Origin of the sequence: Klebsiella sp. HN106, from assembly GCF_051209435.1 — a bacterium.
In the GTDB taxonomy this organism is placed as follows: Bacteria; Pseudomonadota; Gammaproteobacteria; order Enterobacterales; family Enterobacteriaceae; genus Klebsiella; species Klebsiella oxytoca.
This window is the reverse complement of the sequence record NZ_JBLURD010000005.1, coordinates 259,507-272,938: the sequence shown is the minus strand read 5'-3', so window position 1 is coordinate 272,938 and position 13,432 is coordinate 259,507. Positions and strand designations below refer to the sequence as shown.

Annotated in this window: 13 protein-coding genes; 4 read left to right on the top strand and 9 right to left on the bottom strand. The window is 55.1% G+C overall.

Translation table 11 applies throughout. The annotated features are described in order from the left end of the window. Positions 1–74: 74 nt before the first annotated feature. From ACSIPU_RS15540 to ACSIPU_RS15530, 3 genes are read left to right on the top strand one after another with little or no spacing between them, the layout of a single operon-like run. Positions 75–1,721 (top strand): carbohydrate porin, encoded by a 1,647-nt coding sequence (locus ACSIPU_RS15540; RefSeq protein WP_196557624.1) that lies wholly within the window; start codon positions 75–77, stop codon positions 1,719–1,721. A 40-nt stretch (positions 1,722–1,761) separates the two neighbouring features. Further along, positions 1,762–2,928, top strand: a complete 1,167-nt coding sequence (locus tag ACSIPU_RS15535; protein ID WP_004107245.1) for an esterase — start codon at positions 1,762–1,764, stop codon at positions 2,926–2,928. Positions 2,929–2,982: 54 nt separating this feature from the next. After that, positions 2,983–3,705 (top strand): glucosamine-6-phosphate deaminase, encoded by a 723-nt coding sequence (locus ACSIPU_RS15530; RefSeq protein WP_004107241.1) that lies wholly within the window; start codon positions 2,983–2,985, stop codon positions 3,703–3,705. A gap of 55 nt (positions 3,706–3,760) precedes the next feature. Here the strand turns inward: ACSIPU_RS15530 and yieH are convergent, their stop codons facing one another. Further along, entirely contained in the window at positions 3,761–4,426 is a 666-nt protein-coding gene (gene yieH / locus ACSIPU_RS15525; protein ID WP_004107237.1) for a 6-phosphogluconate phosphatase, read from the bottom strand. Between the two features lie 167 nt (positions 4,427–4,593). Here yieH and adeP point away from each other — a divergent pair, with 167 nt between their 5' ends. Next, positions 4,594–5,931, top strand: coding sequence for an adenine permease AdeP (gene adeP, locus ACSIPU_RS15520; protein ID WP_004116723.1), 1,338 nt, complete (start codon positions 4,594–4,596; stop codon positions 5,929–5,931). An 84-nt stretch (positions 5,932–6,015) separates the two neighbouring features. Here the strand turns inward: adeP and ACSIPU_RS15515 are convergent, their stop codons facing one another. The 8 genes from ACSIPU_RS15515 to ACSIPU_RS15480 form a co-directional block, all read right to left on the bottom strand. Beyond that, positions 6,016–6,582 (bottom strand): NADPH-dependent FMN reductase, encoded by a 567-nt coding sequence (locus ACSIPU_RS15515; protein ID WP_004116720.1) that lies wholly within the window; start codon positions 6,580–6,582, stop codon positions 6,016–6,018. Positions 6,583–6,619: 37 nt separating this feature from the next. Continuing rightward, positions 6,620–7,204, bottom strand: coding sequence for a 4'-phosphopantetheinyl transferase family protein (locus ACSIPU_RS15510; RefSeq protein WP_371297970.1), 585 nt, complete (start codon positions 7,202–7,204; stop codon positions 6,620–6,622). Positions 7,205–7,505: 301 nt separating this feature from the next. Next, positions 7,506–8,465: an HTH-type transcriptional regulator YidZ gene (gene yidZ / locus ACSIPU_RS15505; RefSeq protein ID WP_004107223.1), complete on the bottom strand. Its 960-nt coding sequence runs from the start codon at positions 8,463–8,465 to the stop codon at positions 7,506–7,508. Next, positions 8,434–9,618, bottom strand: coding sequence for an MFS transporter (locus tag ACSIPU_RS15500; RefSeq protein ID WP_004107222.1), 1,185 nt, complete (start codon positions 9,616–9,618; stop codon positions 8,434–8,436). The genes yidZ and ACSIPU_RS15500 overlap by 32 nt, the downstream gene beginning before the upstream one ends. Positions 9,619–9,815: 197 nt before the next feature. Beyond that, entirely contained in the window at positions 9,816–10,280 is a 465-nt protein-coding gene (gene nanQ, locus ACSIPU_RS15495; RefSeq protein WP_024274850.1) for an N-acetylneuraminate anomerase, read from the bottom strand. Then, positions 10,277–11,152, bottom strand: coding sequence for an N-acetylmannosamine kinase (nanK, locus tag ACSIPU_RS15490; protein WP_024274849.1), 876 nt, complete (start codon positions 11,150–11,152; stop codon positions 10,277–10,279). The genes nanQ and nanK overlap by 4 nt, the downstream gene beginning before the upstream one ends. Continuing rightward, positions 11,149–11,838, bottom strand: a complete 690-nt coding sequence (locus ACSIPU_RS15485; protein WP_004107219.1) for an N-acetylmannosamine-6-phosphate 2-epimerase — start codon at positions 11,836–11,838, stop codon at positions 11,149–11,151. Before ACSIPU_RS15485 ends, nanK begins: the two co-directional genes overlap by 4 nt. Positions 11,839–11,888: 50 nt before the next feature. Then, positions 11,889–13,379, bottom strand: coding sequence for an MFS transporter (locus ACSIPU_RS15480; RefSeq protein WP_004107218.1), 1,491 nt, complete (start codon positions 13,377–13,379; stop codon positions 11,889–11,891). Between the last annotated feature and the right edge of the window lie 53 nt (positions 13,380–13,432).

Here is a 13,432-nt window from a genome sequence, read left to right as displayed (position 1 = left end):
TACACCATGCCTTCACGCAGGTTGTTATTTTTTCGCGATATTCAATTGCACTCATGTTTATATAAAGGGAACTTATGTTTAAAAAAAATCTGATTACATCTGCCATACTTATTATGGCGCCGCTCGCTTATTCGACGCATGCTCTGGCGGAATCGCTAACGGTCGAACAGCGCCTTGAGCTTCTGGAAAAGGCGCTTAAAGATACGCAGTCCGAACTTAAAAAATATAAAGATGAAGAGAAAGCCAGAAATCAAATCTGGATCGCCAATACGCAGTCCGGCACCAACACACAACGTGCTTCTACGCAGGTTGCCAGCGCTCCCGCACCGGCCGGCGGCGCAGAAAAACCAGCCGCGGTTCTGGTGAAAAACGAACAGCCCGCGGCGAATGGCGAGTCCATTTATAGCTCGATGACAATGAAGGATTTCAGCAAGTTTGTGAAGGATGAAATTGGCTTCAGCTATAACGGCTATTACCGTTCCGGCTGGGGGACCGCATCTCATGGTTCACCAAAGTCCTGGGCGATTGGCTCGCTCGGTCGCTTCGGTAATGAATACTCTGGCTGGTTTGATTTACAGCTTAAGCAGCGGGTCTATCAGGAAGACAATAAGCGGGTTGATGTCATTGTGATGCTTGACGGTAACGTCGGGCAGCAGTATTCCTCCGGCTGGTTTGGCGATAACGCTGGCGGCGAGAACTATATGCAGTTCTCTGATATGTACGTAAATACCAAAGGTTTCCTGCCATTCGCACCGGAGGCGGATTTCTGGGTGGGTAAGCACGGCGCGCCGAAAATTGAAATCCAGATGCTGGACTGGAAAACGCAGAGAACCGATGCCGCAGCAGGCATTGGTCTTGAAAACTGGAAAGTGGGCGCGGGTAAATTTGATATCGCGCTGGTGCGCGAGGACGTCGATGACTACAACCGCACGTTGACCAAAAGCCAGCAAATTAACACCAATACTATTGATATTCGTTATAAAGAGATCCCTCTTTGGGATAAAGCATCACTGATGGTCAGCGGTCGTTATGTCGCGGCCAATCAGAGCTCATCTGAGAAATATAATGAAGGTAATAATGGATATTATGAATGGAAAGATACCTGGATGGCGGGAACGTCGTTAACGCAGAAGTTTGATAACGGCGGATTTAACGAATTTTCCTTCCTGCTGGCAAATAACTCCATCGCCAGCAGCTTCTCGCGCTACGCGGGATCCAGCCCGTATACCACCTTTAACGGCAGATACTATGGCGATCACACCAACGGCACCGCCGTTCGTTTGACCTCTCAGGGAGAAACCTATTTGAGTGATGACATCATTCTGGCGAACGCCATCGTTTACTCTTTTGGTAATGATGTCTACAGCTACGAGACCGGCGCGCACTCTGATTTTGAGTCTATTCGCGCCGTCGTGCGCCCGGCCTGGATTTGGGATAAATATAACCAGACCGGCGTTGAGCTGGGCTATTTCAAGCAGCAGAACAAAGATATCACCGGCAAGAAATATAACGAATCCGGCTACAAAACCACCCTGTTCCATACCTTTAAAGTGAATACCAGTATGCTGACCTCCCGCCCGGAAATTCGTTTCTATGCGACTTATATTAAAGCGCAGGATATCGACCTGGATAAGGCAGCCAACAGCAATACTCGCAGCATTTTTGAAGACGGTAAGAACGACCAGTTTGCCGTAGGCGCCCAGGCTGAAATCTGGTGGTAAGGCTGGTTCCGGTCAGGACAAATTCTCAAGAGGAATATCGATGAAACGACATGCTATTTACTTCGCTCTGGCGCTGGCAGGCGCTGCGTTTACCACTCATGCCGCGCCATTCCCGGCCACCCCGAGCGCGGCGATCCCGGTCAGCCAGTATATTACCCAGGTTAACGGCGATAAGAGCATTACCTTCCGCCTGTTTGCCCCGGATGCAAAACGGGTATCCGTGGTAACGGGGGCAACGCCGGATACCTTCGTCTCCCATGATATGACCAAAGACGAGCAGGGGATCTGGACATGGAAAAGCGAAACGATGACCCCGAACCTTTACGAATATTATTTCGATGTCGACGGATTCCGTTCTGTCGATACCGGTAGCCGCTATCAAAAACCGCAGCGACAGGTGAATACCAGCCTGATTCTGGTTCCCGGCAGCATTCTTGACGATCGCGCGGTGGCTCACGGCGAGCTACGAACCCTGACCTATCACTCAAAGGCCCTGAATTCTGAGCGTCGCGCCTACGTGTGGACGCCGCCAGGCTATACCGGTAGCGGCGAGCCGCTGCCGGTGCTCTACTTCTATCACGGTTTTGGCGACAGCGGCCTGTCGGCTATCGATCAGGGACGTATCCCGCAAATCATGGATAACCTGCTGGCGGAAGGCAAAATCAAGCCCATGCTGGTAGTGGTGCCGGATACCGAAACCGATATTCCTGAAGCGGTTGCGGAAAACTTCCCGCCGCAGGAGCGGCGTAAAACCTTCTATCCGCTGAATGCGAAAGCGGCTGATAAAGAGCTGATGAACGATATTATTCCGCTGATTGATGAGCGCTTTAACGTGCGTAAAGACGCGGATGGCCGGGCGCTTGCCGGGCTGTCGCAGGGCGGTTATCAGGCGTTGGTCTCCGGAATGAACCATCTGGAGAGCTTCGGCTGGCTGGCAACCTTCAGCGGCGTAACGACAACGACGGTACCGGATGCCGGCGTTGAAGCACAGCTAAACCAGCCGCAGGCGATCAACAAGCAGCTGCGTAACTTTACCGTCGTCGTGGGTGAGAAAGACGTGGTCACCGGTAAAGATATCGCCGGCCTGAAAGCGGAGCTGGAGAAGCAGAAAATCAACTTTGATTACCATGAGTATCCGGGCCTCAACCATGAAATGGACGTCTGGCGCCCGGCCTACGCCGAGTTCGTTCAGAAGTTGTTCAAATAAAATTAAGGGGCCAGTTTGCTGGCTCCTTATCTTCAATACCTTGAGGGAGACAATATGAAATTAATCGTGACGGAAGATTATGCGGAGATGAGCCTGGTCGCCAGCCATCACGTTCTGGGCTATATCACCGCGCCGCGCAGGGTGAATCTGGCGGTGACGGCAGGCAGTACGCCGAAAAAAATGTATGAATATCTGACGGCCGCGATTAAAGGTAAACCGTTCTATTCTCAAGTCCATTATTACAACTTTGACGAGATCCCATTTCGTGGACAGGATCGTGAAGGCGTGACCATTTCCAATTTGCGCAATCTGTTTTTCACTCCCGCTCAGATCCCGGAAGAGAACATTCACAAGCTCAGCCATGAAAACTTTATGCATCACGACCAGCGATTACAGGAAGAAGGGGGCCTCGATCTGATGGTGATGGGCCTCGGCGCCGACGGCCATTTTTGCGGTAACTTGCCGAATACCACGCGCTTCCACGATGCGACGGTGGAAGTCCCTATCGTCGGAGATATGGTGGGGCTTGTCGCTCACGGCGAAATGGGCGGCGACTTCTCTGCGGTGCCGGATAGCTACGTCACGATGGGGCCGAAAAGCGTTATGGCGGCGAAAAACCTGCTGCTTATCGTCAGCGGCGCCGCAAAGGCGCGGGCGCTACAAGAGGTGATTGAAGGCGAAGTCAGCGAGCGGGTTCCGGCATCAGTGCTGAAACTGCATCCATCCCTGGTGATAGTGGCTGATAAAGCGGCGGCTGCGGAATTGAGACAACCGTAATCCACTTTCAGCGTAGCGCAGGCGGGACGCGTCCTGATAGCGCTACGCTCCGGGTTTATCGCGTTATATTCCAGCCGCGCGCTTGCCATAGTTCAGGTAGCTCTTCCAGGCGGGTAAAGGTCGTCACCTTCGGATGGTCGATCGGCTTATTATGCGGATCGGCGCAGAAGTAGAACACCTCCATTCCGGCGGCAATCCCTGACTGCGCGCCTGCGCTGGAATCATCAACCAGAATGCAGTTTTCGACGTTAACGTTCATCGCTTTTGCGGCATGCAGCATCAGGGCCGGATCGGGCTTCCAGCGCTGAATATCATAGCCGCTGTAAAGACGCTCGGGAAAATGGTGCAGCATTCCGGTTTTACCCAGAGAGTGCTGCATTTTGCTCACCGGACCGTTGGAGACCACGCACATCGGCACGCTGACCGCGTCCAGTAGCGCCTGGGCGCCAGAGATGACTTCCAGTTCGCTATCAAACAGGCGGGCGACTTCATCGCGGTACACCGGCTCAAGGGTCGCCTTATCCAGATTAACGCCGTACTCCGCGTTAATGGTGTCGATAATCTCGTACAGCTTTACGCCCTTGAAGCGCTTAAAAATCTCCTCTAAATCCAGCGTAATGCCGAATTCCCTGAACATGTGAACGTAGGCGCGGGAGCAGATCACCTCGCTGTCGACCAGCGTGCCGTCACAGTCGAAAAATACTGCTTCTGGTTGGGTCATGTCGTTTCCATTTTAATAAGTTAACGTTTTCGTCTTGCTGATTTGTGAGACGCAATCGTTGCCGTATAAGCAAAATCGATGAAAAAAAGTATCTCACAACCGCCCTTATTGTCGCATTTTGGTATAGGATAGCGACGAATTTTCCCTCCTTTGTTCGGAAACCGATAATGAGTCAACAACAAACCAGCCAGTCTTCTGGCCAGGGTCTGCTGGAGCGCGTGTTCAAACTGCGTGAACACGGCACGACGGCACGCACCGAAGCGATTGCAGGTTTCACCACCTTTCTGACGATGGTGTACATCGTTTTCGTTAACCCACAGATCCTCGGCGTGGCGGGTATGGATACCAGCGCCGTTTTCGTCACAACCTGTCTGATTGCTGCATTCGGTAGCATCATGATGGGGCTGTTCGCTAACCTTCCGGTGGCCCTGGCGCCGGCGATGGGGCTAAACGCCTTCTTTGCTTTTGTCGTGGTACAGGCGATGGGCTTGCCCTGGCAGGTCGGGATGGGCGCGATTTTCTGGGGCGCCGTTGGCCTGCTCCTGCTGACGATTTTCCGCGTGCGCTACTGGATGATTGCGAATATTCCGGTTAGCCTGCGCATTGGTATCACCAGCGGTATCGGCCTGTTTATCGGTATGATGGGCCTGAAAAACGCGGGCGTTATCGTCGCCAACCCGGAAACCCTGGTGAGTATTGGCAACCTGACGTCTCATAGCGTGCTGTTGGGTATTCTTGGCTTCTTTATTATTGCTATTCTGGCTTCCCGCAACATCCACGCGGCGGTGCTGGTTTCTATCGTGGTCACCACTTTGCTGGGCTGGATGCTGGGTGACGTTCACTACAGCGGCATCGTTTCCATGCCGCCGAGCGTAACGACGGTCATTGGCCATGTTGACCTGGCAGGTTCGCTGAATCTTGGCCTGGCAGGAGTTATCTTCTCGTTTATGCTGGTGAACCTGTTCGACTCCTCCGGCACCCTGATCGGCGTAACCGACAAGGCCGGCCTGGCCGATGCTAAGGGCAAGTTCCCGCGTATGAAGCAGGCGCTGTTTGTCGATAGCGTATCCTCCGTTGCGGGGTCTTTTATCGGTACCTCTTCCGTCACTGCCTATATTGAATCTTCCTCTGGGGTTTCCGTGGGCGGCCGTACCGGCTTAACCGCCGTGGTGGTGGGCATTTTGTTCCTGCTGGTGATCTTCCTGTCGCCGCTGGCGGGCATGGTCCCTCCTTATGCCGCAGCCGGCGCGCTGATTTACGTTGGCGTCCTGATGACGTCCAGCCTGGCGCGCGTGAAGTGGGATGATTTAACCGAATCCGTTCCTGCGTTTATTACCGCCGTGATGATGCCGTTTAGCTTCTCCATTACAGAAGGTATTGCCTTAGGCTTTATCTCTTATTGCGTGATGAAGATTGGCACCGGCCGGCTGCGCGATCTCAGCCCGTGCGTTATTGTAGTTTCACTGCTGTTCGTGCTGAAGATTGTGTTTATTGACGCGAAATAAACAGTAAGCCCTTTTCTGTGAAAAGGGCTTTAGCATTTACACCCTCTCCGCGAGGGAGAGGGGCGGGGTGACATCCCTTTTTATTCAGGCCTTAACTCGCTGAATATACTCGGCAAAAGCGCTAAGCTGCCCGGTCAGATGATCGAGCGTGCCCTGATCGACAACTTTCCCCTCCTGCGGATCCACTTTATTCTGAATCACGCCGCCCATAAACTCGGGCTTATTCATCACCATCGCGTCGAGGAATACCAGAATCTGACGCAGATGATACTGGCAGCGCGCGCCGCCAATGGCCCCCATAGAGCTGGTCTGGATCAGAACCGGCTTGCCGGATAGCGGTTGTTCCGGGAGACGAGACAGCCAGTCGATGGCGTTTTTCAGGCCGCCGGGCACCGAGTAGTTATATTCCGGCGTAACGATAACCACGCCATCCGCCTCACGAATTTGCTGCGCGATATCCTGAACGCTTTGTGGGAAACCCTCTTCCTGCTGCACGTCGGCATCATAGAGAGGAATATCGCCAATGGACGGTAACGCGGAAACTTCCATACCCGCGGGCGCGATGCCGGGCAGGGTACGTGCGACCATGGCATTAAAAGAGCCTTTGCGCAGACTTCCGAGTAACGTAACAACTTTCAACGTATCAGACATGATTGCTCCTTTGCATCATGATGGCCGGGAACACCGGTCAGTTGAGGGAGAAGGCTTTTTCTACCGGTAAACTGGTGAAGCGCATCAGCCGGGCGGATGGTTCTTTAGCACGGGCCTGCGCGTCAGGCAGGCTGCGCCAACCCTCTTTCGCGTTATATTCCCAGACTTTTAGCTGGCCAATATCCGGGCTGGCGGCAATAGACCAGACTAGCACCGTTTCGGCGTCGCAGACGGCTTCGATTGACTGCGTCCCGCTTGTCCGCAACCGTCCGGAGCCCGGGAGAAGCTGCAGGTTCAAGGCGGTTTCGCCGGTCAGCTTCATCACGCTTTTGCGTAACGCATCAAGCTGCGCGCGCGCTTCGTCAGGATCGTGCTGATTGCTAATCCATATTCGCTCATTACTGTTAAATACGTAACGTTCCGTATCGTGCGATGCCTGTAACGCGCGGGAAGCGTGCGGCAATTCCATATCCAGGCCGCAATCGCCTTCGGTGGTTAAGGCAACGCCGACGATATTTCCGGCATAGGAGATGGAGAAACGCGGGAGATGTTCGTCGCGAAAAGCCGGTTTTCCATTCTCTTCGTCAATAATTTCGGGGAGTTCACTGATGCCGTACAACATAAAGAGGAGTTCTGCGAGGAGTGACCGGGATGCGCGATATCGGCTTTGTCGGTACTCAGGCAGGCGTCTGGCGGATTGATGACAGGCCGCTGACAGGCGTGTGGATAGCGGCTCCCGGGTGTTGAGTATCCCTCTTGCAAAATGCGTTGCCATTCTTCGCTCCGTGATTAATGGTCAATGATAAAAACTGCAAATGATATTATCGCTCAGAATTACCAGGTTTTAATGTGGAAATCATCTCTTGAAAAGGGAAATTGCGTGAATTTTACAATTTATTGCGCAAAGGGGGGCAAACCGGGAGCTATAGCGGTTCGGCGTAGAGCTGCCTGAGCGTTTCCCGTAGCCAGACGATCTTCGGGTTATAACTGTTGCGCTTATGCCAAAGAAGGGTAAAGGGGACGCGTATTTTCTCCAGCTGCGACGGTTCCAGCGGCAGAGGTAAGCAAACCAGCGGCAGGTGGTGCTGCTGATTGTAACGCTGGCAGTAACGCGGAGCGGTGGCCAGCATCGTATGATTGGGCTGAGCGGCCATAAATAACGACTGCTCAAAACCCGGAACGGTCAGCGCCACGGTGCGTTTATGTCCCAGATCCTGCAGGACATCGTCCAGCGCCCAGGTGTCGCTTTGTTCCCAGCAAATATTAATGTGCGGATAGCGCAAGAACGTGTCCAGATTCCACTCTTCGCTCAGCGCGGGATGATCGGCGCGCAGCCATACCTGCGGGAGATCGGTAAACAGGATTTCAAAATCAATATACCAGGGCAGCAGGCTAAGCTGCTCCCGGGAGCGAGGATGTGTTTCCCTGCCGCAAAATCCGATATCGACTTCACCGCGAATAATCGCATCCAGCGAATCGTAATCCCAGTTACGCAGGCGGATCAGCGCCTGAGGATAGCGCTGGTAAATCCGCTGCGAAAGCGTATTGAGGAGGATCATCAGCAGCGGCGACTCTGCCGCCAGCTCAAACTTTAGCCCGCTGGGCATAGTGTGATGAGGCTTATCAAGGATCTGATTGCCCATCTGCATCCAGTCCGCCAGATCCTGCTCCATACTGCTCATCAGCGGCGTGGGCGATAGCCCCAGAGGCGTTTTGACAAACAGCGGATCGTCAAACCAGGCGCGCAGCTTGGCCAGCGATTTGCTTACCGCTGACGGCGAGACGTTCATCCGTTTCGCCGTGCGGGTGACGCTGAGCTCCTGAGTTAAGAGCTGCAGGCAGAGCAGCAGATTAAGATCGAGACTCGACAGGGGTTTCTTCATAGCGTTGCGCGGCCCGCGCCGGAGAGGCGACCATAATCAGAACAATGCTCACTATGCTACAGGCAATAAGTATCCCGATCAGCATATTCATCGCGCTGAGTCCGATGATGGCCGCCAGCCAAATCCACAGAGAAGAGCCGCAAACCTGAGCTATCCCTAAAACTGAACTCGCTACGCCAGCGCGCAGGGTGAATGGCCCGAGGGCCTGACTCATCGCCACGCCAAAGCCTGCGGAGAACCCTGCGCAAATCAGTCCCAGCCCCAGCATCGTCACCGTCTGGCTGGTGGACAGACTCAGCAGCACGCCCGCGCTAAAGAACAGCGCCTGTGAGGTCAGCATGAGCGTGCGGGGTTTAAATAGCGTCAGAGCAAACGGCGTCGAAAATGAAACCACCATGCTCACGAGCGCCATAAGCGCCATGGTCATGGAATAGGTACCGCGATCGAAGCCCATCACCTCCATCATCAGCACCGGTGAGACGTTAACGTAGGTCAGAATAGCCGTCACGCTCAGAGTAGTCATCACGATTCGGCTGAGGAAAAAGCGATTGAGCAGCGACTCCGGGACGATATTTTGCTGCTTTGCCGCGTGCGGAACGGATGTTGGTCGCGTTTCCCGCAACACAAATATCGACAGCAATCCCACCAGAGCCCCCATGCCGCTCATGGTATAGAACAGGCTCTGCCAGGGGAATTTCAGCATAATCAGATGACCGATTACCGGGGCCAGAACCGGAATAATGCAGGTAATACCGTTAAGTAGAGAAAGCACTTTTGCCCGGCGGCGATCGTCCAGGGTATCGCGCAATACCGCAAAGGCGACCACGTAGCAGCTGCCCGCGCCAATACCCTGAATAAAACGCCCGGCCAGGAAATGGGCGCTGCCCTGCGCCTGCGAGCAAAGAAGAGAGGCCAGCAGGAAAACGACGGCGCCGAAAATCGCCACCGGCTTCCGGCCGGATTTGTCGGCTATACGGCCAGCAAACAGCATCGCCGCGGCCATTCCTGCCAGGTAAACTGAAAAGGCGATGTGCAGCTGCGCTTCACTGGCCCCCAGATCCTGCGCAATGCGCGGCAGGCCGACCAGATACATATCGATGCCGGATGGATAAAGCAGAACCAGCGCAAAACTGCAGATAAGAAAGCGTGCCATAGAACCCCTCACATAAGATTGCCGTAAAGCATAGTGGGGTTCGTGCGGTAGTACGAGTTGCCATTTGGACAACAATGTTTTCCTGAGAGGAAACGGGAGACGCAAGAGACACTTTTCATGCCCGTATAAATCGGTATGGTGGGTTTGATTCAGGGGATACCGTCCCGCCAGCGGGTCTGGCGGGCGGCGGAGGCTTGTCAGGCCAGCAGCGTGTGATTAACTTTAATCACCGTTTTTTTTATCTCAACGCTCTCTGCGCCCTGCACGCCTGGCTTATGCGGCTCGCCCGGCAAGAAAATGGCAAACATACCGGGCTTCAGCACTACCTGCTGCTGGTCGGCAATGGTTGAACATAGCCGGTAGTCCTCCTCGTGGTGCCATGTTTCGCACTCCCGGGCGCTATCGACCACGCCATAATGGATTGTTTCTTCGCCTTCCAGCAGGATCTGAATATCAATAAATTTTTCGTGCAGCTCCGCTTTTTTACTTTCCGCCGGCTGCGTAGCGAAGCGCATGACGTTCATATAAATATCATCGCCCTGTAAATCATAACGCCCGGGTTCACACTGCTGCGGCTGGGCCTTAACGGCCAGCCTCACAGCCTCAAGCAGAACGGGTGATAGTCCTGCGCATTCCGGGTGATGGATATCGCCGATAATCATAATGCTTTGTCCTCTGCTAACAACGCCGCGCCAATCAGCCCGGCATCATGCTGATAGTGTGCGGCTACAATAGGGGTGTGATATACCGCAGGCTCCTGCGCCAGATATCTTTCAACCAGAGGAATATAGCCGGGCGCCAGCCCGATACTGCCGCCCAGGACGGCATACTGGCAGTTATAGCTGGCCTTCATGTCGGCAATCAGCCGGGCGATGGTTTGCGCCGAACGGTGAACTAAGGATGTCGCCTGGGAATGGCCGCTCTGCGAAAGAGCAAAAATGGTTTTGGCCGTCATTCCCTGCAGATCGTCAGTTGCCAGCGCGGCGATCCCCCTTCCGGATGCAATAGCCTCCACGCAGCCAATACGCCCGCAGCCGCAGCGCGGGCCGTGCGGGTCAGCCAGCGTATGGCCGATATGTCCGGCCAGCCCCTCCTTGCCGGACAAGAGCTTACCGTGGCAGACGATACCGCCGCCCACGCCGGTAGAGATGGTGATGAAGACCATCTCGCTCGCATCGACAGCCAGAGCGTGATATTCGGCCCAGGCTGCCGCCTGCGCATCGTTCACCGCCAGGCACGGCAGCCCCGTTAGCTGCGCCAGCGTGTCCCTAAGAGGAAACTGCGCCAGCCCGCCCAGGTTATCCGGGTTTAACGCCGTCAGAACGCCGTGACCAATAATGCCCGTGGAGGCGACCGCTACCTGCCGGGGCCGGCCTGCGAAAGGCGCAACCAGCTCGCGTAACGCTTCCGTTAGCGCCGCCGGCGTTTTGCTGGCTGGCGTTGACAGCGTCTGTTTTTCCAGCACGCGATGCTGAGTATCGACCAGTGCGGCGGCCAGCTTGGTGCCGCCGATATCAATTGCCAGCGTGGTCATAGCGCAGCCTCAGTCAGCGCATCGCGGTACCACTGGCAGATGTGTTCCAGACGCGTAATCGCTGAGCCGACGGTCACCGCCCATGCGCCGTGCTTTATCGCCTGCGCCGCCAGCGCCGGGGAGTTAAATCGGCCTTCGGCAATGACCCGGTATCCTTTGGCGCTCAGCGCCTGCACTAGCGGGAAATCCGGTTCGGTAGGTACCGCATCCGTGGTATACCCGGACATCGTTGTCCCGATAATGTCTGCGCCAAGATTGTGGCACTCAGTCCCGTCCTCCAGGCTGGAGCAGTCTGCCATCGCCGCGCAGCCACGCTGATGAATTCGGTCAATCATTGCTTTAACGCCAACCGGACGCGGGCGATCCGTACCGTCGAAGGCGATAATATCCGCCCCCGCCTGCGCCAGCGCGTCTACATCTTCCAGAAATGGCGTAATGCGCACCGGCGAGTCCGGCAGATCGCGCTTGATGATGCCAATAATCGGTACTGAAATCAGCTCGCGGGTCGCCTTCAGGTTGTTAAGGCCTTCAATTCGTACTGCGACCGCCCCCGTATTGACCGCCGCCAGCGCCATAGCCGCGACGATTTCAGGTTTATCTAACGGGCTACCCGGTACCGGCTGGCAGGAGACAATGAGGCCACCCAATTGCTTAACGTTACTATCCAAATCATCAAATAAAGACATAGCACTATCCCTTACTTCCGTTTGCGCCCGACAGAGCCGGGCGCATGAATTTAGTGTTTATCGCAAAGCGGAGCGTTCGCTTTGTCGTGACCAACCAGTGCGCCGCTGAACGGTTTACCATCAATAGCGTCATGGGTACGTAGTGCTTCCGGGCGAATCCAGCGCTGTACTCGGGACGGCATATCCAGACCAATCAGCAGGATCACCACAAACGTCAGTCCGAAGGAGAGCGACCCCAGCGCCGTACCCAGATGCATGTGCTGTGCGACCAGCGCGCCGAGGACCGGCGCAGCCGCCCCGCCCAGGGCGCCTACGTTATAGGTGAAACCCAGACCGGCAGCGCGCTGGTCGGTGTCGAAGTAGCCGCCGATCAATTTCGGTAAGATCCCGGCAATCCCCTGACCCAGCATCTGCTGGAAGAAGAGAAGGATGCCCAGACCCCAGAGGCTGGAGCCGCCGATGGCGAAGACCGGAATAATCAGAACCTGCGATGCCAGCAGGCTGTAAACGTAGGCTTTTCGCGTGCCCAGCCAGTCGCCGAGGAAACCGCCGACGATGCAGCCGACGGCTGCGCCGAATCCGCTAAAGAAGAGCACCTTCGCGACCGTCGACGGATCGTATGCCAGCTCGGTTTTCAGATAGGTCGGCAACAGCGCCTGGATAGGCCAGGAGTAGAGAAAGGCGAACAGAACGACAACCATCAGCATCACGCCGGTCGGCCAACGTTTTCCGCTGCTCTGTACCATAAAGCTGATGAAAATGATGGTGCAGACGAGCGCCAGCGCAATCACCACGAGCGGATTGTGCAGGTTTCCGGCGAAGCAGAACCAGAGCGCGGCCGTTGCGGCCAGCGTCATCAGCATATTCATGGCGCGATATTTACCGCGATAGAGAATATCCACCATCGTCCGCACCGGCGTTTTTTTCGTCTGGCGCTCTGTCCAGTCTTCCGTTTCCGGAATATTTTTACGCAGCCACAGCGCGAAAATAATCGGCAGAATGCCGAGGAAGAACAACGCGCGCCAGCCCCACAAGGGGACCACCAGACTGTAAACCTGCGCCGCTACGACAGCGCCGACGGAAAAGCCGGAAATCAGGAAGCCGCTGGCTTTATTTCGCAAGTGTTTTGGCCAGCTTTCAATCACATAGGTGGCGCTGGAGCCGTACTCTCCGGCCATTCCCATTCCAATCACCATACGGGCGATAAACATGGAGGTGTATCCGGGCGCAAAGCCGCAGGCCAGCGTACCGACGGAGAAAAGAATAATACTGCTGACCATCGCGAGGCGGCGGCCATAGCGGTCACCCATCGCCCCCAGCAGCAAACCGCCGAACCAGCGGGAGATAAACGCCGCCGAGATAATACTCGCCGCCTGTACCGTGGTGAGCTGGAATTCGCTTTGTACTTCGGTGAGCACCAGAGCAATTAAAACGAAATCAAAACCATCCAGTAAATAGCCCAGCCAGGCTGCGGAAAACGCCCGCCACTGCGACTTATTGAGGTGCTTATACCATGGTTTGGTACTTATTATTTCACTCATATGCTCTCCTGTGATGAGCAACGTTTTTATGCTGTAGGGCCAAAAAAAAGCAG